Below are 26,406 nucleotides of genomic sequence, written 5' to 3' on the forward strand. Positions count from 1 at the left end.
CAGAGGGGGTTAAAGAGAGAATGGTCAAACAGAGTAAAATTCTGGTTGTCGAGGACGAAAAGCCGATTGCCGACATACTGGAATACAATCTTAGCAAAGAGGGGTTCGAAGTAAAGGTTGCCTATGCCGGCGATGAAGCAGTAGAGGTTGCTTTGGATTATCGTCCCGATTTAATTCTTTTGGACATCATGCTACCTGGAATTGACGGTCTTAATGTCTGCCGCCAGGTCCGGCAGGAGCTGGACTGCCCAATAATCATGCTTACTGCTAAAGATGCTGAAATTGATAAGGTGCTGGGCTTAGAGCTGGGGGCAGATGATTATGTCACCAAACCCTTTAGCGCTCGCGAGCTTCTGGCGCGTATCAAGGCACACCTGCGCCGTCGAACACAACCGATTAGAGAGGCACGGGCTGAAGCCAGTGATTCCGACAATGAGCTGATTATAGACCGCGATTTTTTTACAGTTAAACGCGGTGATCAAACAGTGGACTTGACCCAGCGTGAGTTCGAACTTCTTGATTTTCTTGCCAGTAATGCAGGTAAAATATACACGAGAGAAGACTTGCTTCAGAAGGTCTGGGGTTATGATTACTTCGGCGATGTCCGTACTGTCGATGTGACAATTCGACGCTTACGCGTTAAGATTGAAGAAAATCCCGGCAATCCGCAGTATATTTTAAGTCGTCGGGGCTTGGGGTATTATTTTAAGGGGAGCTGATGGCTTTGAAAAGCATCCAGTGGAAACTGGTAGTAATTTATATCCTATTACTCCTGTTTGCATTGGAGCTTTTTGGCGTTTATATGCTCACCTCGATAGAAAACTATTACATGACAGACCTTGAAGAAGAAGTGCATGGACAGGTGTCGGTGCTTTCCAATTTAGTTATGCGCTATTTGATGAACCCCAGCGAACTGGACGGCCTGACCCTGTTAATAAACGAATTTAGCCCCCTGGTGGGGGGGGATATTTACGTTCTGGACAAGAATGGATTTGTTCTGGCCGCTTCGCCGGGCCTGGAAGAATCAATTGAGCGTAGACTGGTCCAGAACGAAGTGGTTACTGCCTTATTGGGGCGTCCGGCTGATTCTGTCCGCTACAAACCAGGGACTAATGAACGGCATTATTTCTATGCCGAGCCCGTGGTCAGCGGAAGCAGCACGCTGGGGGCCCTCTATGTTTCTGTGTCATTGGATTTGATAGACAACACGCTGAGCCAAATGCGAAGAATTCTTGTGACTGGAGCAATTTTAACCCTGCTGGTTTCAGCTTTGTTGGGGCTGAACCTGGCTACAACCATAACCAAACCTTTACAGGCGATTACTCATCAGGCTGAAGCGCTTAAACAAGGGGATTTTAAGCAACGGATTGATATCGACGCCGAGGACGAAATCGGTCGCTTGGCCTATACCTTTAATACCCTCGCACGGCAGCTGGAACTGAGCTGGGATGAGATCAGTCAGGAAAAGGATAAGATTGAAGGAATCTTGACTAATCTCAGCGACGGTTTATTGGTCTTCGACCATCAGGGCAAAGTCATGCATATAAATTCCACCGCGTGCAGCTGGTTCGGCGTTAACCAAGCGAAAATGCTTAAAACAGGCACAATCGAAGACTTTCCGGTCCTAAACCAGCAATCCGGCCTGATTTCCCTGGATAATGGTATGGGGTTAGTGTTGCGTCAACGTCGTCTCCCTTTTCTACAGTCCGGCAAGAAGCAGGGCACGATTGTGGTGTTAAGCGATGTTACCGAGCAGCACCGGCTAGACCTCATGCGTCAGGAGTTCGTAGCTAATGTTTCCCATGAGCTGCGGACCCCGTTAACAACAATCAAGTCCTATACGGAGGCGTTATTGGAAAATCCTGACGAAGATCAGGAGCTGCGAGCTCGGTTCATGCAGGTGATTGACAGTGAGACAGACCGAATGGTCCGGATGGTTGAGGACTTATTGGTGTTGTCCCGGACAGAAGCAGGTAGTGAACGGGAGTTTTTAATTATACCGGTTGATGAAATTTTATATCAAATAGTGGATCAAAACCGGGTACAGGCGGAAAACCGGGGGTTGGAGATCAGTACTGACATCCCTAAACACCTGCCTTTGGTCCGCGGGGACCGGGACCAGCTGCATCGTCTGTTTCTCAATCTGATTAACAACGCGATTAAATACACCCCGGGCGGCGGCAGCATTGAAGTTGCCGCTGAGAGCAGAAATAATTATCTGGAAGTTGCTGTTCGGGATACAGGTATTGGTATCCCGAGGGAAGCGCAAACCAGAATCTTTGAACGTTTTTACCAGGTCGACAAATCAAGAACACGGAAGGGGAAAGGCGCCGGCACCGGTCTGGGACTGTCGATCGCCAAGCAGATAGTGGAGGCCCATGGGGGCACTATCACCATTAATAGCGAAGAGGGCAGGGGCACGGAAGCTTTAGTAACCCTGCCAATCGCGGCCCGTAAGCGATTGCCCGCAGGTGGTTATGGGAGGTTGAAGCAAAATGGAGAGGATTAAAACTCTGATTTTGGTTGGTCTCGTCCTGCTAAGCGTCGTCCTTGCGCTGAATCTGATGGGGCAGCAAGCGTCTCCAGGGCAAGTTGAAGATTCTCCCGTAATTGACTTTGGCCCCGCTCCCGGGTTAGCTGATGTTATATTGCCCGGCCGGGTCTATATTCACAAGGACCAGGGTATGAAGTTACTGCGAAATGAAAGCGTGCTTTATAATCATTTGGTCGCTAGCCTAAAAACTCTCGAGTTTGATACTTTGGAGAACTGGGAACGCTGGGAACAGGTGGATTTGCCCGTGAATAATCTCGATTCACAAATCATATTTCGTTTCGACTATGCGCTAACCCCTGACTTATTGGCCGGATTTATGCACAACTATGATCAGGCAGACTTTCCCTTTGAAAGCGTCAATACAATCCAGGTAACCGCTGAAGGCAGTTTGTTGTTTGTCAATAGCAACGAAGCAGGCGGCTGGCTTTTAAACACCAGGTTTGATCAACAAGTTTTATCTCATGCAATGGCTGCGGATCAAGAATTGTGGGATTTAGAGTGGACGCTGCTCTCGGAAGTAGCGAATAACATGCCGGTGGATGGTTATGTTTACGATCTCGCTTCTCCCGGTTCCGTGGCTGTTCAGGGGTGGAGGAAATTACAGATTGAAGAAGATCTAATTATCAGTTCGTTTTTTGTTGACCCGGGTCGGGTAACACAAATTCGTGAAAACGATGGTGCGGTAATTTACACCGATGGCGAACAGGCTTTGAGAGTTTTTGAGTCCGGCGCCTTGGAATACAGCATAGCTGAGGATACGGGTATTAATCTTGTGTCCCGGGGAGAATCTGTGCAAAAGGCTCTGGAGTTTGTTGCTCGTCATGGAGGCTGGCCCGTTCCCTTGGTTGTTGGCAGTATGCACAGCAGTGAAAGTCAGCTTAGTTTGGAATTTGTGTCCCAGGCAACGGGACTGCAGGTTTATTCATTGGACCCCAGCCTGAGAACAGTGCTTACAGGCCAAACAGTTAGCAGTTATAGGAGAAACCTGTTAATTGCCAGTTCGGATCGGATTCCAAATGTAATCGAGGTTCAGCCCTTAGTGCAGCTATTGTCTGGACATACCCAAGTCAGCAGCTGGTTTGACCGCAATCCATCATCAATCCGAGACTTGTCCCTGGTTTTATTCTATGCAGGCGAAGAATTGCGTCCAGCATGGAAAGTCAGCCTGCATCGGCAACAGGTATTTGCCGATGCGGCCAATGGACGGATCCTCTCGATTCAAGAAGGAGGCGGGTTTTAGTGGATTGGGGAAGAACCAAGTTTATTTTGATACTAACCTTCTTGATCTTAAATTTGATTTTTGCTTTTCAGCTATGGGTTGTGCCCAGTTTTTTTGACTCTGATATGTTTATAAGTCGTCAGCAGATTGACGCCAGAGTAGCAGACCTGCGTAGCAAAAATATCAGTATTTCGGCGCAAATTCCCCGACGTCTGGCCCACCGGCAAATGCTAACTCTTGCTCCGCCAGATTTTGAATCCAGAGATATTGTGCATAGTATCTTTGGTTCCTTTGTCCAGTCCAGGCGCACAAGATATGATCTATATACTTCATCCCAGGGGGAGATACGGGTCTATCGAGATGGACGTGTTGAATATGCAGTTGCCCCCCGGGAGACCACCGAAACCACCCCGGCTTCGGCTCTGGAAACGGCACGGACATTTATGGAGAAGGGGCCCGGTCTACCCGATGACGCCAGACATCTGAGAACGTTTGAAACTGAGCCGGGGATTTATCTTGTCGAATTTGGCCAGTATTGGCAGAGGAAGCATGTCCCGGTTTCTTATCTTCGGTTCTTGGTTGACGGCCAAGGTGTGCTGAATATGGAATATTATTGGGTTCAGATTGGTGAGTTGGTGGGAGAAAATGTCCTTGTCATTCCCTCGACCGGCGCGCTAATGGTTGCCGCAGATTATCTTCCCGGTCGTTCTGAAATCACCGACTTATATCTGTCGTGGTTTAGCCGGCCCCTGATGGCAGAAGAGTGGAGGGTGCCCGCGGTGTGGGTGGTGGAGACGGAATCAGAGGTGCTATATATAAATGCATATTCCGGGGATTTGGAAGACAGGTATTTATTTCAGGCAGGAAATATCCTGGAGGATGTTGAATAACGTAAATTACAAAGAATCCGGGGGGCATAAGCAGTGGATAAACTTCAGATTATTGGCAACACACCGCTTCATGGCGATGTTTCCATCGGTGGCGCCAAAAACGCAGTAGTGGCAATCATCCCAGCAACTATCCTGGCTCAAGGCGAATGCATTTTAGAGAATGTTCCCAGACTGACTGATGTCTTAGTCCAATGTGAGATTTTGGAAGCGATGGGCGCTCACATTGATTGGGTGGATGCAAATATTTTGCGAGTAGATACGACAGATATTAAAACCGCGATTGTGCCTGAGCATCTTTCGGCCAAACTCCGAGCGTCATATTACTTAATGGGCGCGCTCCTTGGTCGTTTTGGGCGTGCGGTCGTCGGCATGCCTGGCGGGTGCAAGATTGGACCCCGCCCGATTGATCAGCACCTCAAGGGGTTTCAGGCCATGGGATGCACTTATCACTTAAATCAAGGACTGATTGAACTTACGGCTGACCCGTTGGTTGGCAGCCATGTTTATATGGATATCATTACTGTTGGCGGAACGATCAACATCATGTTGGCGGCTGCTGGAGCCGAAGGCGTAACAGTTATTGAGAACGCTGCCCGGGAGCCGGAAATTATTGATCTGGCGAACTTTCTCAACCAAATCGGCGTTGTCGTAAAGGGCGCAGGAACGGGCACGATTAAAATAGCCGGAAGCAATGAGCGTAAGGGAATCAGGCATAATGTAATACCTGATCGGATTGAGGCCGGCACATTTATGATTGCGGCTGCGGCAAGTGGCGGCGATGTCGTTATCAAGGGGCTAATCCCCCGCCATATGGAGCCGCTAACCGCAAAGCTCAGGGAAACTGGCTCCCAGGTGCAAGAGGGAGACGATTGGATTCGGGTTACCGGCAATGGCGTCAAAGCGGCCGCGGATGTCAAGACTTTGCCGTATCCCGGGTTTCCCACCGATTTACAACAACCGCTTTCAGCTTTTCTAGCAACCTGCAGCGGAACCAGTGTTATAACAGAGAATATCTTTGAAAACCGGTTTCGGCATGTGGACGAACTAAAGCGCATGGGAGCGAATATTAAAGTGGAAGGGCGAGTTGCAGTTATTGAGGGTGTCGTCCAATTGCGCGGCGCTGCTGTCAGCGCCCATGATTTGCGGGCTAGTTCTGCGCTTGTTGTCGCTGGACTTTCTGCCCGCGGGGAAACAATTGTTTCTGGATTAAACTATCTTGAGCGGGGTTACCAGGATTTTGCGGGCAAGCTTACTGCGCTTGGCGCCCGAATTAAAACGATATAAAAAAACGGGGGAACCCGTTTTTTTTGGAGGACTTCTATGAAAATTTGTTCACTGGCAAGTGGAAGCTGCGGAAACGCCTATGCTATCAGTCATCGGAATACAAACATCCTGATAGATGCGGGGCTGAGCGGAAAAAAAATCGAGCAGGCGCTGGCGGGGGTATTTTGTGTTAGCCGCCTAAAAGGAATATTAGTTACACACGAACATCAGGACCATATTCATGGCGCGGGAATATTGTCTCGACGCTATAAGCTTCCTTTGTACATAACAGCAGGCACGTGGCGGGCTGGAACCCGGCGTTTAGGTCCGGTTGCCGACAATTTGCTGAACATTGTTAGGGCAGGGGAGGCCTTCCAGGTGGGAGATTTGGATATCCTACCGGTGGCCACAAGCCATGATGCAGAGGAGCCGGTGAGCTACGTTATCGACAGCGGCCAGAGCAAGGCAGCATTCCTGACCGATACCGGAGAGGTCAGCGGGCAAACACTTAACATGCTTATGTCTTGCCAGGCGGTAGTTTTGGAAGCAAATCACGACCCAGAGATGTTGGCCCAGGGGCCCTACCCCTTTTTCCTTAAAAAGCGCATCTCCGGTCCACTGGGGCATCTGTCGAATCTACAGGCAGCGCGGGTTATTGCCCGTTTGTTAGAGCATGGAAAATTGAACGGTTTTTGCCTGGGACATCTAAGTGCTGAAAACAACACGCCGCAAGTGGCCTGGCAAACAGTGACCGCCTTTCTGGCGGCCCAGGGCATTAAGGCCGCAGATATACCGCACGGGCAGATTCTTCCCCGCCAAGCTCCCGGAGAATTGTTGCAGGTTGAGTAAACTGTTTGGTAAAATGTTTTTGAGCAACTACAATAGGGGGTGGACAACCGATGGATGAATTCCTAGAACCCAAAAACCAATCTAAAGGACTGGGCTTTGGCCGACAATTGACACTTGTTGTGGCGGGGGCAGTTTTGGGATGCATATTTACGGTCATGCTCTTGCCTTCAATTGTTCCCCGGTTGGTTCCTTCGCCCCAGGAGTATTTTATTTCGCCTGGGGACGCTCAGCGTGACCAGGCCGAACTATATGAGCACCAGCGTACAAGTGTTGTTGACGCTGTAGGGCAGGTTAGTCCGGCTGTGGTTGGAGTGACCAGGTTTTCCCGGAGCCGGGAGTTTTTTAACCCCGGTGGATCGTTGGTTCCTGCCGGCACTGGTAGCGGAGTTGTGTTTAATCCCGAAGGATATATCGTTACAAATTATCATGTGGTTGAGGATGCGGCAGGAGTGCTGGTTACGCTTGCTGATGGAGCTGAATTTGAGGCAGAAATTATTGGTTCCGATCCCGGGACTGATTTGGCTGTGCTGAAAATTGAGCCGGAAGAGCCATTACCGGCAGCGGTGTTCGGTGATTCTGATCAATTGGTAGTTGGCGAATACGCGATTGCCATCGGCAATCCCGGAGGGCTGGAACTACAACAGACAGTTTCCTTGGGCGTAATCAGCGCCAAGGAGCGGAATATCGAAGTCTATGACTGGGTCTTTGGACTGCTGCAAACCGACGCGGCAATAAACCCCGGTAACAGTGGAGGCCCATTGGTCAACGCCCGGGGTGAAGTGATAGGAATTAATAGTGTCAAACTAATCGATGCAGAAGGCCTGGGATTCGCTATCCCCAGCAACCTGGTTCAGGATGTGGTTGGCGAGCTGCTGGAGCGGGGCCGGGTTGTGCGCCCGATGTTGGGTGTCAATATCATTGAGTTAAATCCTTCAATCGCCAATCGTTACAACTTACCGCTTGATTCCGGTATCTATGTGGCCGAGGTCTTTGACAACGGACCCGCTTGGCGAGCCGGCATCAGGTCGGAAGACGTTATTGTAAGCATTGATGGTTCAGATGTTAATACAATTCGCGATTTGCGGGTAGCTTTAAGCCGGCGCAGCGTAGGGGATATGGTGGAGGTAACTATCAATCGCGCCGATGAAATCATCAACCTGGATGTTAGGCTGGAGGACTTGGCCGATTAGGAGGAATGGTTAATGTACGTGGTTTGCTCCCAGCATTTAGACCAGGCAATCGATGAGTTTGTTGAAGTATACGAGAGCCCGCCTGATCTTTACCTGTTGGAAAAGGTCTCATTTACAGATTGGACGACGCCGAGACACTGCGACCTCTGTTCGCAACCGCCTGAATATCTGGTGGTTTAAGAATGCGTTTTCAAATTGTCGCTGTGGGCAAACTGCGTGGCGGTTGGCTGAAGCAGGGCTGCACGGATTTCCAAAAGCGCTTGTCCCGCCATGCGGGGTTGTCAATTGTTGAAGTTCCCGATTTACCTTGGGCCGCCAGTCAGAGCGCTGCCGAAGCCCGGCGTGTAATCGAGGCTGAGGGCGAGAAGCTTCTTGCCCGAATAAATCCCCGCAGTTATGTGATTGCTTTGGACCCGGCGGGCAAGGCTTTTAGCTCGGAAAAATTGGCCAGTTTTTTTCAGCACCGAGCAGTTCAGGGAATGGGTTATTTTACTTTTGTTATTGGTGGCTCCCTGGGCCTGAGTAAAGCAGTCTTGAGCCGGGCTGACCTGGTTCTAAGTTTTTCCGAGTTTACCTTTCCACATCAACTTATGCGTTTGATTCTGCTGGAACAACTCTATCGCTCGTGCAAGATAATCGCAGGCGAGACGTATCACAAATAATTGCCGGAGGGAGGGGGAGCGCTTGTCTGAATATCATAAAATACTGGGAGTTGCTCCCGATGCACCTCCGGAAGTGATTAAAGCTGCCTTTAGGGCGCTGATGAAAATACACCATCCTGATGTTGGCGGAAAACCGGAACGAGCCAGGATGATTGAGGAAGCGTACCGCAAATTGCTTCTGGCCAAACCGCAGCCAAGGACAAATCCGATAAAGCCCCCAAAGCCAAGTGGAAGCGAGAACGGACTGTCGAATCTTGGTTATCGAGGCAAGTTTTTACAACTCTCCCTGGAGGGCTTTAAGTTCAACAAAATTTTCCCCTGTCCACCGGAATGTGTTTTTTTTAAGCGCCTCTGTCGGCACCGCCAACTTCTGCCTGGCATAGACACTGGAAATTCCCCTGCTGTGTTTGCAACGACTCTAGAGATAAGGGTGCGGAACTTGCAGGATTTTTCCCAGACCATTGATTGCCGGGCCGGTCGAGCCGTGCTGATTGATCAAACCGGTGAGTTTTACGAGAGCAAACCAATGTGTGGCACATTGCATCCGCTTCGCTATAAAGAGGCGTCTTTTGAGATGTTCAGCGCGACCCAGGCGGTTTTTTGCCTGTGGTTTCAAACCCTGCCCCCTGGCAGGCATATCAGTCGTTTTGTCTATAAGCACCGGGTACTGGTTCCGAAACCCCAGGGCGAGTTTTGGGACGAAGAATTAATCGATATCAGCATTTCCCCGACCCAAATCCGCTTTTTAAATGCAAAAAAGTAACCGGAACCTAAAAGGTTTCGGTTTTATTTATCCCTGCGCTTGCTGATACAGGACAAGGAATGTCTTATTTCCCAGTGGATTAAAAGGCTCATGGCTGCCCGGATTAGGATTATTGCCCCCAAAACATAGACTTCGTGCAGGCTGCGGACAGCGACGGTGCGTAATATCTCCCCTCCCAGCTTGAACTCGAGGCCGAAGGCCAGGCCCCGTGCCAAACTTAGCCGGAGAATTTCCTCGGCCCGGGACAGCCTCCGCCAGTAATTGATAAATACAATCACAGCTGTTGAGGAAATGACTAATGCTCCCAAAATATCCAGCAGTCCGGCTAACCAAATGATAACGCCATGGGTAAAAAAATCCATAATCTGTGCCTGCCTTTTGCATGCATTGCCTACGGACGGGGGTGGGGACCTTCGTTGTTAACCTGGCTGTGAAAAAGCGCTTCGGGTGAGAGATCCTGCTTCCTGGTTGAAAGATTGTTTTGTATTCCGGTGACACCACTAGCGCGGCGGGCAGCATTTTCTGCACGGCGCTTATGCTCCGGGGAACTGACTGTTCCGGTAAGAATCAGATGGCCGTCTGTAGAGCGCAAGTTTATATTGGCTGAATCAAGCTCATGATCAGCATCAAGTTCCTCGCGAACTTCCGCAATAATGTCATTTTGATCCACAGAACCATCAGTGCTAAGACTGACGGCATCCTGAAACTCGCTGATTCCCAAATCAGACATCAAGTCTCGTAAAGCGTATTTTTCCTGTAGTGTATCGACTATCCCAGTAACTTGAAGTGCTTCCCCACTGGACTGAACCTTTAAGCCGTATGCGGAGAGGTTGGGATCTGAATCTAAAGCGCGTTGAAGTTTGTAGGTTAAGTCGTCGGCTTTGCCCTTTAAACCAGTATCGGAAACTGTACCCCTGTGGGGACTGCTGCCGTCTTTAACTGCCATTGGCCATTTTACGCCCTTCTCTGAACCGGGATGATGGGTCGGCATCTGTGCTTTTTGCGAGCGAACTTCTCTAGGTGTAGGCCTGCCTTTTTTTGGACCCAAGAATGTCACCTCCTGTCGATAGTATACCCGATGGACAAGTGCTATAATAATCACGAGGGGGGAAGGTTTTGGAACTATTGCCAGAAATAAAAAAAGAAATTCAACAGGAAATCGCAGCTGCCAACGGAAATGAAGTCTTTCTTGCCGGCCGTCTGGGCACAAATGGAGTTGAACGGGTGCAGGTGCTTGCCCGTGGTAATAAAATCAGTGTTCCAGCCATTGCCGGCAAACTCGCGCCGGGTATGCTTGTGATTCACAATCATCCCAGTGGAGAGCTTACCCCCTCTCAGGCCGATATCGAGGTGGCCGCCCGTTTCGGAAGGGACGGGGTTGGTTTTGCCATTATCGATAATCAGGCAAGCAAAATCTATGTAGTTGTGGAACCGCACCTCCCGGAGATAACTGAGCCGGTAACCCATTCAGAAATAGACGCCGTTTTGGGTAATCAAGGTTCGATTGCCACCAGGCTGGCGGGTTTTCAGACCCGTCCGCAACAGTTGGCGATGGCGCGAACAATCGGTGACGCCCTCAATGAAGGAGCGCATGCGCTTGTGGAAGCAGCCACGGGAACCGGGAAAAGCCTGGCGTACTTGGTCCCTGCCCTGTTATGGGCAAATGCAAATAACAAACGCGTTGTGGTTTCGACAAATACGATAAACTTGCAAGAACAGTTAATCGAAAAAGATATTCCACTTTTGCAAAAGGCAATTCCCGAAATTAAGGCAGTGTTGGTCAAAGGACGCGGGAATTATTTATGCCTTCGCAAGTTCCTGGAAGTGATCAGAGAAGGCGGGGCCTTGGTTGATGATCGGGACAGCGCAGACTTACAAAACCTCGTTCCCTGGGCGGATAGCACACAGGACGGCAGCCGGTCAGATCTGAACTTTACACCACGCTCCAACCTCTGGGAATTGATTTGCTCCGATGGAGACACCTGCCTGCGAATCCAATGTTCCGAATTTAATAGGTGCTTTTTTCATCGGGCGCGCCGGCAGGCTTTGGATGCCGATTTGCTGGTTGCAAACCACCATTTGTTGTTTGCCGACATCAGCTTGCGGGCTCAGGGTGTGGATATTGGAGTCATGCCCGCTTATGATTGTATAATTCTTGACGAAGCCCACAATGTGGAGGCAGTTGCTACAACCTGGTTTGGCGCGCGGGTGACAGGGCCCGGCATCACCCGTCAGCTTTCCCGCTTGTACGCCAGTAAAGGCAATAAGATCCGGGGACTGCTTCCGCTGCTGGAGCGAAAAATGCTCGCAGCCGATGTTCACAAGGATTCACCGGTATTTTCCCGCCTACAGCAGTTGCCAGGTAATATTGTCCGGGTGCGGGAGAGCATTGCTCACCTTTTTTCGCTTGCGCTTCAGATGGTTGACTCCCGGCAGCGCGGGGAAGGGAAATTACGTCTGACTGCCACTGAGACTGGTGGCCAGGAGTGGCAGCGGGTCGCGGGCCAGGCGCGTTTAGCTTTACAGAATTTAAATCTTTTAATTAAAGAACTTACAAGCTTGTTAAATGGTGTGGAGGACCTGGGGCCTTCCAAGCTGGAAGACTTTTTGTCCCAGGCCGTGGAGTTGGGCTCAATAATAAAGCGGTTGACGACAGCAAACGCCAACCTCTCTGAGCTGATATTTGAGCCAGATGCGGAGCGGGTGCGCTGGTTGGAGGCATACACGGCCGGGCGTGAGCGAAGGGCAGCGTTTGTCGACGCGCCTCTAAGCGTCGCCAAAGGGCTGGAAGCTGAAGTCTGGAGGCGCCTGCGAACCACGGTCCTGACTTCCGCCACTTTAGCCGTGGATGGAGATTTTAGCTATATTCGGCAGCGACTCGGTTTGGAGAGCTGGGATGGAGTGAAGGAACTTGTGTGCGCATCTCCTTTTGATTATCGCAACCAGGTTCTGCTGGGGGTGCCTAGCGATGTCCCGGCTCCAGATGAAAAAGAGTTTGCCAGTTTTATTTCCCGGGCAATAGAACAGTCGCTTCTGACGACCCAGGGCCGGGCGCTGGTTTTGTTTACATCGTTCTCGCTTTTGCGGAAGACTGCCGAAGCAATTGGCCCAGCAATGAGCGCTGCGCAAATTAACCTGCTGTGCCAAGGGGAGCTTCCTCGGGGGCAGCTTTTGAGTATGTTTCGTTCTGATGTCCATTCGGCGCTTTTGGCAACGGCTTCGTTTTGGGAAGGCGTGGATGTTATCGGTGAAAGTCTTAGTAGTTTGATAATCACAAGACTGCCGTTCACTGTACCTGATGAACCTGTTACCCAAGCGCGCGTTGAAAAGCTGGCGGCGGAGGGGAAAAATCCGTTTTACCAGTTCCAGGTCCCCCAGGCGGTGCTTCGTTTTAAGCAAGGTTTTGGACGCTTAATTCGCAGCAACAGCGATCGGGGCGTGGTCCTTCTCCTTGATAACCGCATCCATAGTAAAAGATATGGGCGACAGTTTCTAAAGTCGCTGCCGCCCTGTCCGCAGATTTATTTGCCCTTGTCAGAAGTTTTGCTCCGTCAGAAAGAATTTTTAGAACCTAACAGCAACCCTCAATAAACGGGCAGTCGCCTTCACATTGCCGACAATGGTCCAATGTGACTGAATCGCGATGTCGCTCGTTTTCGCCATTAAAGGCACTGCGCAGTCGTTTCAGGATCATTGTTTCACCCTCCAGTCTTTAGTCAAGAATAGTATGCCCAACTAATCGTTTTCATTGTTATTATCCAGGTCATTTTCTTCATCGCCATTTCCTTCGTCATTCTCATCGTCATTTTCGCCATCCTCTTCTCCGTCACCTGGTGGCTGCTGTCCATCTCCAGGAGTGTCAGGCCCATGGAACCAGCAGGTGTTGGTGGGGTTCCAGACGCTGTCACGTGGAACTTGGCGTCGCAGGTTGTCCGGGCAATAGGGGTTAGCTAATAACCATGTGCTGGTGCAGATCTCGATAATATTCGCTGTGTGGATTTCGCAGCGTCTAGTGGGAACGGTTCCCGGCAGAAACAGCTCGTTATGAGTCTCCGGGCAGTTTGGCGTCGCCAGCTGACCGCTGTCCAAGCAGATGATTGCTTCATCAATGCCTGGGGGACGACTGAAACCAGGCGGAGGGGAGTCTTGATAGGAACGGCTGATAAACTCCCGCCAGGCCGGGGCAGCTATGGTTACAGAATCGCCAAGAGTTGTTTCAATATTTGAGTCAAACCCAAAGAACACGCTGGCTACAACATCACTGGTTAAACCGACAAAGACCAGATTGTTAGGGGACTGATTGGTCCCGGTCTTGCCGGCGGTAGCGAAAGGGAGCCCGCCGGCGCCTCTGACATCCTGGAGCATGTTGGTTGTTATGTATGCCACCCGCGGGTCAATCACCGGTTCGCGTTGTGGGGATGCCTGATAGAGAACAAGGCCGTTTTGGTCGCGTATCTCCTCAATTGTATATGGGGTAACACTATAACCGCCATTGCCTAGGGGCACATATGACAATGTTAGGTCCATGATTGTAGATGTAGGGCTGAGAGGTGTTTGCAGGTTGCCTGTGTTTTGGTCTAAGTCTCTATCGCCCAACTGGGGATTTAGCCGCCTGGCCATTTCATGGATTGTTTCGGTTCCAATTGCCTGATGCACTTTTACTGCGACGACATTGCATGAATCAACAAGTGCTTCGCGGATGCGTAGTGGTCGATTGTGATACTGGTTGTTCCAGTCGATGGGAACATAGGGGGTTGCGTTACCTGGACGGGTGAACTCAGTCTGCTGGCATTCAACAGTGGTGGCGGCAGTATATCCCGTTTCCAGGGCGGCAGCATAAAGAACACCCTTATATGCGGAACCCAAGCGGTAATTTCGGGTGGCCCGCGGAAAATCACCGGTCAGGTCAATACTTTCTACAATTGCAGCAATGCCACCTGTTTCCGAGTCAATAGCAACAAGGGCTGCCTGCACCCGTTCATCCTGCTCCAGCAGTTGCTCCCCACGTTCGGTAATCACTTGCTCGGCGGCAATTTGCATTTGCAGGGAGAGTGTGGTGGTTATTTGCAAGCCCTGATTATAGATCAGGTTTGTCAGTTCCTTGTCTTCCAAGCCAGGATATCTTTCTGCAAGTACAGTCCTGGCTTCCGCTTCTACCCGTTGTCGGAAGTGGTTGGCGCGGATTGTTCTTTCCTGAAGGGGCGCAGCTTCCAAAGTAATGGCCGCTGCTTCCGCCCGTTCTGCTTCAGTTATATAGCCATATTCAGCCATCCTGGCCAGGACTACGTTTTTTCGCTCATTGGACCGTTCCGGATTTCTGCGCAGGGAGTAGAGCGCCGGTCCCCGGGGGATGCCGGCAAGAAGGGCGGATTCAGCCAAACTCAACTCGGAAGCCGACTTACCAAAATAATACTGGGCCGCGGCTTCGACACCAAACCGACCATGGTCAAAGTATATACGATTCATATAGCGTTCCAGGATTTCATCTTTTGTAAAAGTCTGTTCCAATTTTATCGCATAAACGGCTTCGCGAATCTTACGCTGGAGCGTGCGGGCGGCGCCGGTTGTGTCAATAAAGTATTCGTTTTTTGCAAGCTGCTGGGTTATCGTGCTGCCCCCTTCCACCACCCGGCGCCCCTGCAGGTTGCGCCAAAGAGCGCGTCCGATTCCCCATACGTCTAGGCCAAAGTGCTGATAAAAGCGGGAATCCTCCACGGCAATAAACGCATTAATCAGGTCTGGAGACATTTCATCAAGGCTTACCACTGTCCGGATTTCCGTGGCAAACCGGCCGATTTCATTGCCGTCCCTGTCCAACAGGATTGAGGGGCGCTCCAGCTCCCGGCCCAAATCAATACTCTGATAGGTATATATGAAGTAAATAGTGCCTGCGGCAACAAAGACCGCCAGCATAAGTGCTGCGACTGTGAAAGCCCTTTTAAGCAAGCGTTTGTTTACTGCCATTCAAGTCACTCCAAGGCTAAGTTTATATGTAGTATTCCAATGTTTGGGCAAAGATATAAAAAGATGTTGGCTTAACAACCCCGATGTTATATAATTACAGCTGCTATTGATAATTTAATAGATTGAGGAGGACTTAGAATGTTACCAACCCCAAAGAAATTTAAAATCGTATCTGGCAGCGCCGAAGGCAAAACCCTTTTGAACGCCTTTGATAATGCGCTTTTGGCGGCAGGCATCGGCAATGTGAATTTACTTCGAGTGAGCAGTATTTTGCCCCCGGAAGCTCAGCTTGATTCAGGCTTATTTATTCCGCCCGGTTCATTAGTGCCCACAGCTTATGGCTATGTGATCAGCGAAAACCCGGGGGAGAAAATATGCGCTGCCGTTGGTATCGGATTTACTGCCGATACTTTCGGGGTGATTATGGAATATGCTGGCAAAGGCGATCGGGCCTTTGCTGAAGCCCAAATTCGCCATATGTTGGAGAATGCATTTGAGACCCGCAAACTGCCTTTGGTAGAGATGAAAATCGCCGCAAGTGAACATGCCGTCGACAAAACCGGATGCGCTTTTGCGGCGGTACCCCTTTGGTATTAGGAGGGTATCCGATGGAACTATGGTATACCGAAGAACAAACGTCGCAAATTAGGTTATCATGCAAAATCAAAGAGACCCTGTACACTGCCCGCACTCAGTTTCAGGAGCTGGCAGTAATTGATACGGAGCCCTTTGGGCGCATGCTTGTTTTGGACGGCATGGTTCAGACTTGTTTAGCCGATGAATTTGTTTACCATGAAATGATTGCCCATGTCCCGTTATTCGCCCATCCCGAGCCTAAGCAGGTCTTGGTAATTGGGGGCGGTGATGGCGGCGCCATCCGGGAGGTGCTCAAGCATACCCAAGTGGAGCGGGCTGTTTTGGCCGAGATTGATGGCGAAGTAATTGAGAGCACCAGGCGTTTTTTGCCTGAAATCGCCGGCGCCTTGGATGATCACCGGGTAGATATTCAGGTGGTGGACGGAATCAGTTACCTCAAGCAGCGTCACAACGAGTTTGACTGTATCTTGGTTGATTCAACAGAACCGGTGGGACCCGCGATAGGGCTTTTCAGCCAGGATTTTTATCAATCGGTTTTCGACGCGCTCAAGCCTGACGGACTGATGGTTGCCCAAACAGAATCGCCGTTCTATAATCAGGACATTTTGCTACGGGCAGCCACAGGAATGAGAAGCGTTTTTGGGCAGGCGGCGACCTATCTGGCAAGTATCCCCACATACCCCAGCGGGCTTTGGAGTTTTACAATGGCCTCCAAAAAGTACCAGCCGGGCTGCCTAATGCGTCAACCTGCGCCCGATTTAGCTGTTAAATACTATACTCCGGAATTGCATAAAGCAAGCTTTGAATTGCCGCTCTTCGTCCGGGAGCTGCTGGGTAAGCAGTGATGAAATGGGGAATCGATACCTGGCCCGGCCGGACATTTATTGGCGCAGTCAATGATGAAGATGCGCCTAATGTGTTATTGGGCGCTCCGATGGATTATTCAGCCAGTTTTCGTCCCGGCTCCCGGTTTGGGCCCGAGGCGATCCGTCAAGTTTCTTATAATCTCGAGGAGTATAGCTTGCAGCTGGCAAGGAATTTGGATGATTTACGATTTTTTGATGCCGGTGATTTGCATTTGCCCTATGGCAATGTGTCCCGCTCATTGGAGCTTATTGAGCAGGCAGTCATTAAAATAATTGATAACAACCGGATGCCCTTTGTGCTGGGAGGGGATCATTTGGTTTCATACCCGTGTCTGAAGGCGTGCAGCAGGCGCTGGCCGGGACTTACAGTGGTGCATATAGATGCCCATGCTGACTTGCGTAACGAATATATGGACGAGGAGTATTCCCACGCTACAGTCATTGGGGCTGCCCTTAAAGAGTTAGCAATTGGGCGGGTGTTTCAGTTTGGGGTGCGTTCGGCTACCCAGGCGGAACATCGGCGGGCTCAGGAAGAAACAGAATTTTATCCCTTCGCTTTTGCTGAGCCATTGCGGAGAGTGATTGAAGAGATCCAGGGGCCAGTGTATATTACCTTGGACATCGATGTTGTTGATCCTGGGTTTGCGCCTGGCACCGGTACGCCCGAGAGTGGGGGCATTACGCCAACGGAATTGTTCGCAGGACTGCAAATTCTTGCCAGTCGGGAGATAATTGGTTTTGACCTTGTTGAGCTGGCGCCTGCCTATGATCCCTCTGGGATTACAGCTGCTCTCGCCGCAAAAATTGTGCGGGAGGCGCTGTTGTTGTATGGTAAGCAACCTTGAGGTTGCTTTTACTTTACCCCAGGTGCCCGTAAACGGGCGGATGGGGGCAAAAAATTATGCGGGGTGTGGCTGATTGTGAATAAGCTTTTTGAAGCTTTATTACAGGTAATATTGCAGCAAAGTGATGAGGGCATTCATTTGGTTGACGGAGAGGGTATTACTCGCTGTTATAATACCAGTGCCTCCAGGATGGACGGTCTTGAAGCAGAAGCAGTTTTGGGACGGCATGTCCTGGATGTATTTCCCTCTTTGAGCCGGGATACCAGCACTTTGCTAAAAGTGCTGGTATCCCGGCGCCCAATATTTGACCTGCAGCAGACTTATACTAATATGCGCGGGGCAGAAATCACCACAATCAACACGACCCTGCCCGTTTTTGGGCACAGGGGTGAACTGTTGGGGGCTGTGGAAATAGCCCGAGATATTACTCAAATTCAAAAGCTGTCTGAGCAGGTTGTGGACTTGCGCCGTCGCCTGTATACCATTGCTGAACAGTCCTCTGCGGGGCCAACCGGCGCCAGGTACACTTTTGCCGATATAGTCGGAGAAAGTTCAAGTCTGGCCCAGGTATTAAAGCGGGCTGCCCAGGCAGCCCATACCAATTCCCCCGTGTTGGTTGTTGGTGAGACCGGTTCTGGTAAAGAGTTACTTGTGCAGGCAATTCATAACCACGGCCAGCGCCAAACCAAACCCTTTGTGGCCCAGAATTGTGCCGCCCTGCCCGAGGGGCTGCTGGAAGGGATTCTTTTTGGCAGCGTCCGAGGCAGTTTTACCGGCGCCGATAATCGGGCAGGTTTGTTCGAGCTTGCTAATAGAGGAACTTTGTTTTTGGATGAACTACATGCGATGGCGCTGCCCTTGCAGGCTAAACTGCTGCGTGTGTTGGAGCGGGGGGAATTGAGACGCCTTGGCGATAATCGCACCCGGCAGGTGGATGTGCGAATTATTGCCGCACTGTCTTCTGAACCGGCTGAGCTTGTGCAACAGGGGAAGCTGCGGCCTGACCTGTATTATCGGCTTAATGTGGTGCGTTTGGAGTTGCCGCCGCTGCGGAAGCGTCTTGAGGACATGCCGTTGCTAATCCGTTACTTGCTAACGAGATTGAACAAAAAATTGGGCACCAAGGTGCTTGGTGTCAGTCCGGAGGTAATGCGAATTTTCAAAAGCTATGCCTGGCCCGGAAATATTCGCGAATTGGCGAACCTGCTGGAGGGCATACTGCACTTTCGAGGCACAGGACAAGTGCAGACCAGCGATCTTCCCGAATACCTCTTGCGCAATCAGCAGCGTGGATTGCGCAAGGAGTTGGCCCGTCGCGAAGCAGAAATGATTAGCGAGGCCATGCAGGCCAGCGGACATAATATCTCAGTGGCGGCATCATTATTGGCAATCCCCAGGCAGACATTGCAACGAAAATTGAAGAGGTTGGGCTGGCATAATACTTGCAATATAAATGGTAACAACAATTAAGGGAGAGTGAATGTCTGTGGTCAAGACAGGTTGCCGTTATGGAACCCATCGTAGTCTAGAACCTCTGGGCAGCTTGCCCCAGCCTGCGTGGAAGCTGGACAACACAATGGATTTGTACGCATCTGAACTGCTAATCAACGTGGAAACCCTAAACATAGACGCCGCCAGTTTCCGGCAGATCAGTGAACAGGCCCAGGGAGACCCTCAGCAGATTGGCAAGATTATAGTAGACACAGTTGCCCAAAGGGGCAAACAACACAACCCGGTAACTGGGTCGGGGGGGATGTTGATAGGGACTGTCGCCGCAATTGGTCCCAAGAACGGGAACGAACTGGCGCCGGGCCAACGCATCGCTACCCTGGTCTCATTGTCGCTGACTCCGCTGCATATTGATAGAATTAAGGCGGTGCGCCCAGAGACCTGCCAGGTGGACATCGACGGGCAGGCAATTCTTTTTGCCAGTGGCATTTATGCGGTACTGCCCGAAGATATGCCGGAGCGACTGGCGCTGGCAGTGCTGGATGTGGCGGGAGCACCAGCCCAAACCAGGCGATTGGTTCAACCGGGGCAGACAGTGGCTGTCATCGGTGCTGGCGGCAAGTCGGGGTTGTTGTGTATGCACGAGGCCCGCAAGCAGGCCGGCAGCCAGGGGCGTGTAATTGGGCTGGAGCTCTCGGAATCCGGCCTTGAGCGGGTTAAAAGTACCGGTTACGCAGATATTGTGCTCCAGGCCGACGCTACTAAGGCAGTGGAAACGATGAACCAGGTTGAGACTGCCACCGATGGCCGCATGGCCGATGTGGTGATAAATTGCGTAGATATTCCCGGAACTGAGATGAGCTCGATTTTATGTTGTCGGGAAACGGGCACGGTATATTTCTTTAGCATGGCCACCAGTTTTACCGCCGCTGCCCTCGGGGCGGAAGGCGTTGGCAAGGATATACAGATGTTGATTGGTAACGGCTATGCCAGGGGACACGCGGAGATAGCCCTTAACTGTCTACGGGAGAACCAGGCGCTGCGGGATATTTTTACGGCGGTATATGCCTAAGGAGGAAGACGATGCGAACTTACCAAGAAATTCCCCTTTACAGCGGAGTCAGTGAGGAGCAGTGGCACGATTGGCATTGGCAGCTTCAGAATCGTATTACAGATGTTGAAACGCTTAAACAGGTCGTTCAACTTACAGATGAAGAAGAGCAGGGAATCCGCCGGTGTCTTGAAACTTTGCGGATGGCAATCACACCCTATTACGCCAGTTTGATGGATGAGGTCGATCCCACCTGTCCAATTCGCCGGCAGGCTGTGCCGGTGGCCAGGGAATTAAACATGGCTGTTACTGATATGGCTGACCCTCTGGCGGAAGATGTTGATTCACCGGTCCCGGGACTGACCCATCGCTATCCGGACAGGGTGTTGTTGCTGGTCACAGATCAATGTTCGATGTACTGTCGACATTGTACGCGCCGCCGATTGGCAGGCGCCACCGATAAAGCGATGCCGGGAGAAAGGGTGGAGCAGGCGCTGGAATATATTAAAAACACGCCACAGGTCCGCGACGTACTGATTTCCGGCGGCGACGGTCTTTTGATTTCCGATGCGCATTTAGAAAATATTATACAGCGGCTACGGAAAATTGAGCATGTGGAGGTAATCCGGATTGGCACCAGAGTGCCTGTGGTAATGCCGCAGCGAATAACACCGGAGTTAGTCGCTATGCTCAGGAAGTATCATCCGATTTGGATTAATACCCATTTCAATCATCCCAAGGAGTTAACACCGGAAGCCCGCGGCGCCCTGGCCAGGTTGGCAGATGCCGGCATTCCATTGGGCAATCAATCGGTGTTGCTGCGGGGGGTCAATGATTGTGTAGGCGTGATGAAGGCATTGGTGCACGGGCTGGTCAGAAACCGGGTGCGTCCTTACTATATATATCAATGTGACCTTTCCAAAGGGATAGAGCATTTCCGGACCAGTGTCAGCAAGGGTATTGAAATTATCGAAGGGCTGCGGGGGCACACTTCCGGTTACGCGGTTCCCACCTATGTGGTGGATGCCCCTGGTGGCGGCGGCAAGATTCCGGTTATGCCCCAGTATCTGATATCTCAATCTCCGGAGCGGGTGGTCTTGCGCAACTACGAGGGCGTCGTCGCCACCTATGCCCAGCCCTCGCACTACCAGTCACCGGATTGCAGCGATTGTGAGTACTGTACGCCCAGGCTGGGAGTCTCCGGATTGCTAGCTGGTGAGGGCGTCAGCCTGGAGCCCGCGGAATTGGAGCGCGGGAAACGGCGCAAGTGAAGCAAACCCTTTTTTCACGAATCCGGAATCTGGGCACTGTGGCTGTAGTTGGCATGGGTAAAAACACCGGAAAGACCACGACGATAAATTATTTGCTGGATTCTGCAGCTCGGGAAGGACTCAGGGTTGGCCTGACCTCCACGGGTCGCGATGGCGAGGTTTTAGATGTGGTGAGCAACTTGCCAAAGCCCAGCATCCAGTTGCCGACAGGGTCGGTGCTGGCAACATCCCGGGACAGCCTGAACCGGGTAGGGGCCGGTCTGGAAATCCTGGAGAACACAGGCGTGACCAATCCCTTGGGTGAAATCGTCATAGCCAGTGTGCGAAGAGCTGGCACGGTTGAGGTCAGCGGACCAGAGCGGACCGCTGATTTGCGGCAGATCGTGGCTGCCCTGGCCAAGCGTGCTGATTTGGTGTTGGTGGATGGCGCCTTGGACCGGCGGGCGGCTTCTGCCCCCGCCTTAAGTCGGGCCACGGTGCTAGCCACCGGGGCAGCGGTGGCAAATACGCCCCATGTTGTGGCGGCAGTCACTGCCCATCAAGTAGAGTTATTGACCCTCCCCAAGGCGGATTGTCCGTCGCTGCTGGCTGAATCTGTGCAAAACGGCGAGGTGGCGGTCTGGGGCGCTGACGGCCTGAAGGTGCTGCCACTGTCTACGGCAGTGGATGGACCAGCGGAGGTTCTCGATTTTATTACCGGCCCGGAGATAACTTTAGGTCTGGGAGGGGCCCTGGCGGATGAATTATTGGAGCTCTTGGTCGAACCTGCCCGTCGTTATAAAGGCCTTCAGATTGTTGTTCGGGACGGGACCTGTTTGTTTGTGTCTGCTGCTGTATGGCAGCGTTTCCGTCGCGCTGGGGGAGAGGTCAGGGTGCTGAGCCCAATTCATCTGGCGGCAATCACAGTAAACCCTGTCGACCCCCGGGGCAGACAATTCCCGATCGGTGAGCTTGAAGCGATGCTGCAGCAATTGTTGGAGGATATACCTGTTTTTAATCCAGTGGCGGGGGGAGGTGCCGGCAATCTGGTATGATGATTTTGTTGATAATCGTACCGCTGAGCAAATAGGGCTGGCGTGGATTTGGCAGCGCTTCCAAACTCTAAGTTGTTATGGCGACCATCTGCGTCGGCGTCTGCGTCCCTACGGACCTGGGCAGGAACGCCAGCTCCAGGAAGAATGGGCGCTTGTCCGCCGAACCCTAGAGGATTGCCAACAGAAGCCGTCGTTGGTAAAGGCAGTGGAGATGGACATCCATCAACTTCGTGAAATCAGGGGGTTGGTTGGCAAGAGCGCCCGGGGCATGGCCTTAGAGGAGTTTGAACTCTTTGAGTTTAAGCAGTGGTTGTCCCGGGTTGCCAGCCTGGCCCAAAAGCTCAATCTGCTGACCAATTTGCCTCCACGGCTTGAATTGTTGGATTTCAGCACATTGGCGGCGTTATTATCTGTTGGCGAACAATCTGAGCAGGGGTTTTATTTGTCTGATCAATATTTACCCGAATTGGCCGAGTTACGGGCAAGACAGCGGAAATTGCAGAGCAGGCTTAATCGTCTTCGGCGCAGAGCCCAGGCGGCGATCAGCGCTGAAACCGGCGTAGAGTTCAACTTTATGGGTGTGGTTCGCGTCAGTAAGTTGGAAGGAAAATTGCTGGAAGAGCTGCGTCAACGCGACGACCTTATCCTTGCTGCCGAGGGCTTTACAGATGTTGAGTTTCGTTTGCGGGAAAGCGGTTTGATGTTAACCATAAGCGGGGAATTGGCGGAACTGGAGACCGGTATTCAGCAGGAAGAACTGGCGGTGCGCCTTCGTCTTAGCAAGGAGGTCGCTCGTTACCAAAGGCAGCTGTTGGCGGTTTGCCGACGCTTGGGCAGTATTGACTTGCTTTTCGCCAAGATTCGCCTGGCACGGGAAACGGGATGGACAGAGCCAATCTTGAGCAAAGATAATCATATTGAGCTCCGGGGATTTACTCATCCCGCCATTGCCAACTATCTACAGCATCAGGGTTTGGAATTTCAGCCCGTGGACATAGATTTATCAACCAAGGTAACACTTATTACCGGCGCCAATATGGGCGGTAAGTCTGTCAGTCTTAAGTCGGCAGGGTTGGCAGTGGCCATGGCCCAGCTAGGATTGTTGGTGCCGGCGGATAAGCTGGTATTTTCATTGCGGGGATTTGTGTATTATTCGCAACAAGATGCCAGTCCGGAGCAGGGGCTGAGTACTTTTGGCGCCGAGGTCTATAGCCTGGCGGGAATTCTTCCCCGCTATCAGGAGCGGGGTCTGATGTTGTTGGACGAGCCCGCTCGCGGGACAAATCCGGCGGAAGGAACGGCAATTGTCGGTGCTTTGGTGGATTGGCTGCGGACTGGGAACAGCCTGGTGGTTGTGTCCACCCACTACCAGCCGCGAGTGGCCGGCGATGTCAACCTGTTTCAGGTTGCCGGGCTGGCCGCGTTAACGCCCGCTGAACTTAATGCCGCTCTCAAGGAGAATAAAAGTGTCCAGGAACTGATGGACTATTCGCTTGTCCCGGGAAGCGGCCAAGTACCCCGGGATGCTTTAAAAGTTGCGGCCTTTCTGGGATTAGATAAGGAGATTATTGACTCCGCTGCCCGGGAATTGGGTGTAGAACTTCAGGAGGTGACCAATTTTGAAACTTGAACTGGATCCAACAGTGGTGGAGCGTTGTCGCGACGCTGCCCAGCGGATTACTGCTGATGTCAGGGATTTTATTGAACCCAGGACCACTACAGCCGTGGAACGCACGGTCTTACGATTGTTTGGGATTAACGAGGCCGCCGGTGACGTCCCGCTCGCCAACCTGCTGGTGGAGGATTTGGAGGCAGCCGGGCAATTGGGAATGGGGTCCGCATATTGGTTGGCAAATGCCTGTAAGCACACGAAACTGTCACCCCAGGAGGTGGCCCGGCAGGTTGCCGCCGGCGAACTTGACTGGCTGCGCTTGCCCCAGACGCCGCCTTCCGAGCTGCGGCCGGTGATGAAGGAGCTTGCTGGACCGGCGTTAGAGCAGATAACATCTGCCCGCCGGCACAGGGAGACAAAGTTAAAAGAACTTGGCACTGGGCCCAAGCCCTTACTATATGTGATAGTGGCCACAGGCGACATATATCAGGACGTGGTTCAAGCCAAGAGCGCTGTTGAACAGGGAGCCGATATTGTGGCCGTTATCCGTACCACTGGGCAAAGCCTTCTGGATTATGTGCCCGACGGCGCCACCAGGGAAGGGTTTGGCGGCACTTGGGCAACCCAGGAGAATTTCCGGATAATGCGGGCTGCCCTCGATGAGGCGGGGGATAAGGCAGGGCGCTATGTACTGCTGGTTAATTACTGTTCGGGCCTGTGTATGCCGGAGATTGCAGCCCTGGGCGCTTTGGAGCGCTTGGATATGATGCTAAACGACGCCCTCTACGGTATTTTGTTCCGGGATATAAATATGCAACGGACCCTGATTGACCAACATTTTTCCCGGGTGATAAACGGCTTTGCCGGGATAATAATCAATACCGGTGAGGATAATTATCTGACAACCGCGGATGCAATCGAAGAGGCCCATACTGTCACAGCGTCTCAGTTTATCAATGAGCAGTTGGCGTTGGCGGCAGGCCTTGCACCCTGGCAGATGGGTTTGGGGCATGCTTTCGAGATTAACCCGGACTGCGAGGACGGCTTTTTACTGGAACTTGCCCATGCCCTGCTGGCCCGGGAACTGTTTCCGGAGGCGCCCTTGAAATATATGCCGCCCACCAAGCACATGACTGGCGATATTTTTAAAGGCTATGGCCAAAACTCGATGTTCAATCTGGCGTCCGTATTAACAGGGCAGGGCATCCACCTCCTTGGCATGCTCACCGAAGCAATTCATACTCCCTACATGCAAGATCGCTATTTGGCTCTGGACGGCGCCCGCTATATAATGAACAACGCTCGCGGTCTTGGGTCCGAGTTGCAGATTAAGCCGGGGGGGATAATTGAGACCAGAGCCCGGGATGTCCTGGAACGGGCAATGCTGATGCTGGAGGAAGTGGCTGGTATCGGGTTATTTGCAGCTTTAGAGCGGGGTATGTTCGCCGATGTGCAACGCCCCCGGGATGGCGGCAAGGGCTTGAAGGGTGTAGTGCTTAAGGCGGAAGGGTATCAAAATCCGTTTTTAACCCTAATGAATAACCAGGGGGTGAAGTAAATGGTCGATAACAGACAGATAATTAAACCTTACGGTGATGCCATGGATGATGGCGCCGTTCAATTGTCATTTACTTTGCCGCTGCAAGCGGGTCCCCAGGCTAGGGAAGCCGCGCGACGGTTAGTGGAAAAAATGGGCTTTTCGCCGGTGGAAGTGGCGCACATGGCCGATGTGGGCACGGGATTTTCTTTCTTCGTTGTTTATGGCCGCACCCAGCACAGCATAGACATGAGCACCGTTACCGTGACCCAGTTGGAAGTGGACACCATGAGTTACTATGCGGTCAATGATTTTATCCGTGACAAACTCGGGCGTAAAATCAACGTGGTTGCTGCCTGCACTGGTACTGACGCCCACACAGTAGGAATCGACGCGATAATGAACATGAAGGGCTATAACCAGGAATATGGCTTGGAACGTTACCCCTGGATAAATGCCTGGAATCTTGGCAGTCAGGTGCCCAATACAACTTTGGTTGCCGAAGCGATTCGCAAAGAGGCCGACGCAATTCTTGTTTCCCAGGTTGTTACGCAGCGGGATGTCCATCTGCCTAACCTCACCCAACTTGTGGAGCTTTTGGAAGCAGAGGGCATCCGCCAAAAAGTTGTGCTTGTGGCTGGCGGTCCTCGGATCACCCACCAATTGGCATTGGAGCTGGGCTATGATGCCGGGTTTGGGCCGGGTACCACACCAAATCAAGTGGCGACCTTCATTGCCCGGGAGTTGGCAGATAGAAACCGGACATAACGCAAATGTGCTTTGACGCGGG

At 51.8% G+C, this 26,406-nt stretch carries 24 protein-coding genes; 21 read left to right on the forward strand and 3 right to left on the reverse strand.

The features are described from left to right. The first annotated feature begins 20 nt into the window (after positions 1-20). From FH749_00345 to FH749_00390, 10 genes are read left to right on the forward strand one after another with little or no spacing between them, the layout of a single operon-like run. Positions 21-719: a response regulator transcription factor gene (locus tag FH749_00345; protein MTI93925.1), complete on the forward strand. Its 699-nt coding sequence runs from the start codon at positions 21-23 to the stop codon at positions 717-719. After that, positions 719-2,509, forward strand: coding sequence for a cell wall metabolism sensor histidine kinase WalK (locus tag FH749_00350; protein ID MTI93926.1), 1,791 nt, complete (start codon positions 719-721; stop codon positions 2,507-2,509). The genes FH749_00345 and FH749_00350 overlap by 1 nt, the downstream gene beginning before the upstream one ends. Beyond that, on the forward strand, positions 2,496-3,794 hold the full coding sequence (locus tag FH749_00355; GenBank protein MTI93927.1) for a hypothetical protein: 1,299 nt from the start codon (positions 2,496-2,498) through the stop codon (positions 3,792-3,794). Before FH749_00350 ends, FH749_00355 begins: the two co-directional genes overlap by 14 nt. Further along, complete coding sequence (locus tag FH749_00360; GenBank protein ID MTI93928.1) at positions 3,794-4,663, forward strand: hypothetical protein; 870 nt, start codon at positions 3,794-3,796, stop codon at positions 4,661-4,663. Before FH749_00355 ends, FH749_00360 begins: the two co-directional genes overlap by 1 nt. Before the next feature lie 33 nt (positions 4,664-4,696). Then, positions 4,697-5,947, forward strand: coding sequence for a UDP-N-acetylglucosamine 1-carboxyvinyltransferase (locus tag FH749_00365; GenBank protein MTI93929.1), 1,251 nt, complete (start codon positions 4,697-4,699; stop codon positions 5,945-5,947). 36 nt (positions 5,948-5,983) lie between these two features. Then, complete coding sequence (locus FH749_00370; GenBank protein ID MTI93930.1) at positions 5,984-6,775, forward strand: MBL fold metallo-hydrolase; 792 nt, start codon at positions 5,984-5,986, stop codon at positions 6,773-6,775. Between the two features lie 50 nt (positions 6,776-6,825). Then, a complete protein-coding gene (locus tag FH749_00375; GenBank protein MTI93931.1) occupies positions 6,826-7,965 on the forward strand; it encodes a PDZ domain-containing protein in 1,140 nt (379 codons plus the stop codon). 12 nt (positions 7,966-7,977) lie between these two features. Continuing rightward, positions 7,978-8,145 (forward strand): CxxH/CxxC protein, encoded by a 168-nt coding sequence (locus FH749_00380; protein MTI93932.1) that lies wholly within the window; start codon positions 7,978-7,980, stop codon positions 8,143-8,145. Positions 8,146-8,147: 2 nt separating this feature from the next. Then, positions 8,148-8,627, forward strand: a complete 480-nt coding sequence (gene rlmH / locus FH749_00385; GenBank protein MTI93933.1) for a 23S rRNA (pseudouridine(1915)-N(3))-methyltransferase RlmH — start codon at positions 8,148-8,150, stop codon at positions 8,625-8,627. A 22-nt stretch (positions 8,628-8,649) separates the two neighbouring features. Then, positions 8,650-9,390, forward strand: a complete 741-nt coding sequence (locus FH749_00390; protein MTI93934.1) for a J domain-containing protein — start codon at positions 8,650-8,652, stop codon at positions 9,388-9,390. Positions 9,391-9,413: 23 nt separating this feature from the next. Here FH749_00390 and FH749_00395 read toward each other — a convergent pair whose 3' ends face one another. Beyond that, positions 9,414-9,752 (reverse strand): DUF1622 domain-containing protein, encoded by a 339-nt coding sequence (locus FH749_00395; GenBank protein ID MTI93935.1) that lies wholly within the window; start codon positions 9,750-9,752, stop codon positions 9,414-9,416. 29 nt (positions 9,753-9,781) lie between these two features. Beyond that, on the reverse strand, positions 9,782-10,447 hold the full coding sequence (locus tag FH749_00400; GenBank protein ID MTI93936.1) for a BON domain-containing protein: 666 nt from the start codon (positions 10,445-10,447) through the stop codon (positions 9,782-9,784). 59 nt (positions 10,448-10,506) lie between these two features. Here FH749_00400 and FH749_00405 point away from each other — a divergent pair, with 59 nt between their 5' ends. After that, entirely contained in the window at positions 10,507-12,981 is a 2,475-nt protein-coding gene (locus tag FH749_00405) for a DEAD/DEAH box helicase (GenBank protein MTI93937.1), read from the forward strand. A gap of 144 nt (positions 12,982-13,125) precedes the next feature. Here the strand turns inward: FH749_00405 and FH749_00410 are convergent, their stop codons facing one another. Further along, positions 13,126-15,354 (reverse strand): hypothetical protein, encoded by a 2,229-nt coding sequence (locus FH749_00410; GenBank protein MTI93938.1) that lies wholly within the window; start codon positions 15,352-15,354, stop codon positions 13,126-13,128. Positions 15,355-15,492: 138 nt separating this feature from the next. On the opposite strand from FH749_00410, the gene FH749_00415 reads away from it, so the two are divergent. From FH749_00415 to FH749_00460, 10 genes are all read left to right on the forward strand, one after another. Continuing rightward, complete coding sequence (locus FH749_00415; protein MTI93939.1) at positions 15,493-15,951, forward strand: arginine decarboxylase, pyruvoyl-dependent; 459 nt, start codon at positions 15,493-15,495, stop codon at positions 15,949-15,951. Between the two features lie 11 nt (positions 15,952-15,962). Beyond that, entirely contained in the window at positions 15,963-16,796 is an 834-nt protein-coding gene (speE, locus tag FH749_00420; GenBank protein ID MTI93940.1) for a polyamine aminopropyltransferase, read from the forward strand. After that, a complete protein-coding gene (gene speB, locus FH749_00425; protein MTI93941.1) occupies positions 16,796-17,662 on the forward strand; it encodes an agmatinase in 867 nt (288 codons plus the stop codon). Before speE ends, speB begins: the two co-directional genes overlap by 1 nt. 69 nt (positions 17,663-17,731) lie before the next feature. Then, positions 17,732-19,132 carry a PAS domain S-box protein gene (locus FH749_00430; GenBank protein ID MTI93942.1) on the forward strand — a complete coding sequence of 467 codons (1,401 nt, stop codon included), beginning with the start codon at positions 17,732-17,734 and terminating at the stop codon, positions 19,130-19,132. A 10-nt stretch (positions 19,133-19,142) separates the two neighbouring features. Continuing rightward, the gene (locus tag FH749_00435) at positions 19,143-20,183 is read left to right on the forward strand and encodes a zinc-binding dehydrogenase (GenBank protein ID MTI93943.1); all 1,041 of its coding nucleotides are present in this window, start codon (positions 19,143-19,145) and stop codon (positions 20,181-20,183) included. 11 nt (positions 20,184-20,194) lie between these two features. Then, positions 20,195-21,433 carry a lysine 2,3-aminomutase gene (gene ablA / locus FH749_00440; protein ID MTI93944.1) on the forward strand — a complete coding sequence of 413 codons (1,239 nt, stop codon included), beginning with the start codon at positions 20,195-20,197 and terminating at the stop codon, positions 21,431-21,433. Then, positions 21,430-22,467: a hypothetical protein gene (locus FH749_00445; protein ID MTI93945.1), complete on the forward strand. Its 1,038-nt coding sequence runs from the start codon at positions 21,430-21,432 to the stop codon at positions 22,465-22,467. Before ablA ends, FH749_00445 begins: the two co-directional genes overlap by 4 nt. Then, positions 22,448-24,097 (forward strand): hypothetical protein, encoded by a 1,650-nt coding sequence (locus FH749_00450; protein ID MTI93946.1) that lies wholly within the window; start codon positions 22,448-22,450, stop codon positions 24,095-24,097. Before FH749_00445 ends, FH749_00450 begins: the two co-directional genes overlap by 20 nt. Beyond that, on the forward strand, positions 24,084-25,637 hold the full coding sequence (locus tag FH749_00455; GenBank protein ID MTI93947.1) for a D-lysine 5,6-aminomutase subunit alpha: 1,554 nt from the start codon (positions 24,084-24,086) through the stop codon (positions 25,635-25,637). Before FH749_00450 ends, FH749_00455 begins: the two co-directional genes overlap by 14 nt. Further along, a complete protein-coding gene (locus tag FH749_00460) occupies positions 25,638-26,384 on the forward strand; it encodes a hypothetical protein (GenBank protein MTI93948.1) in 747 nt (248 codons plus the stop codon). Positions 26,385-26,406 lie beyond the last annotated feature (22 nt).

The sequence above is a fragment of the Bacillota bacterium genome (assembly GCA_009711825.1).
Lineage (GTDB): Bacteria > Bacillota > Proteinivoracia > UBA4975 > VEMY01 > VEMY01.

Excerpts from the sequence above, each read along its gene's own strand:
- FH749_00345 (MTI93925.1), top strand. The coding sequence starts at position 21 with ATGGTCAAACAGAGTAAAATTCTGGTTGTCGAGGACGAAAAGCCGATT.
- FH749_00350 (MTI93926.1), top strand. The coding sequence starts at position 719 with ATGGCTTTGAAAAGCATCCAGTGGAAACTGGTAGTAATTTATATCCTA.
- FH749_00355 (MTI93927.1), top strand. The coding sequence starts at position 2,496 with ATGGAGAGGATTAAAACTCTGATTTTGGTTGGTCTCGTCCTGCTAAGC.
- FH749_00370 (MTI93930.1), top strand. The coding sequence starts at position 5,984 with ATGAAAATTTGTTCACTGGCAAGTGGAAGCTGCGGAAACGCCTATGCT.
- FH749_00375 (MTI93931.1), top strand. The coding sequence starts at position 6,826 with ATGGATGAATTCCTAGAACCCAAAAACCAATCTAAAGGACTGGGCTTT.
- FH749_00380 (MTI93932.1), top strand. The coding sequence starts at position 7,978 with ATGTACGTGGTTTGCTCCCAGCATTTAGACCAGGCAATCGATGAGTTT.
- rlmH (MTI93933.1), top strand. The coding sequence starts at position 8,148 with ATGCGTTTTCAAATTGTCGCTGTGGGCAAACTGCGTGGCGGTTGGCTG.
- FH749_00395 (MTI93935.1), bottom strand. The coding sequence starts at position 9,752 with ATGGATTTTTTTACCCATGGCGTTATCATTTGGTTAGCCGGACTGCTG.
- FH749_00410 (MTI93938.1), bottom strand. The coding sequence starts at position 15,354 with ATGGCAGTAAACAAACGCTTGCTTAAAAGGGCTTTCACAGTCGCAGCA.
- FH749_00415 (MTI93939.1), top strand. The coding sequence starts at position 15,493 with ATGTTACCAACCCCAAAGAAATTTAAAATCGTATCTGGCAGCGCCGAA.
- speE (MTI93940.1), top strand. The coding sequence starts at position 15,963 with ATGGAACTATGGTATACCGAAGAACAAACGTCGCAAATTAGGTTATCA.
- speB (MTI93941.1), top strand. The coding sequence starts at position 16,796 with ATGAAATGGGGAATCGATACCTGGCCCGGCCGGACATTTATTGGCGCA.
- FH749_00435 (MTI93943.1), top strand. The coding sequence starts at position 19,143 with ATGTCTGTGGTCAAGACAGGTTGCCGTTATGGAACCCATCGTAGTCTA.
- ablA (MTI93944.1), top strand. The coding sequence starts at position 20,195 with ATGCGAACTTACCAAGAAATTCCCCTTTACAGCGGAGTCAGTGAGGAG.
- FH749_00460 (MTI93948.1), top strand. The coding sequence starts at position 25,638 with ATGGTCGATAACAGACAGATAATTAAACCTTACGGTGATGCCATGGAT.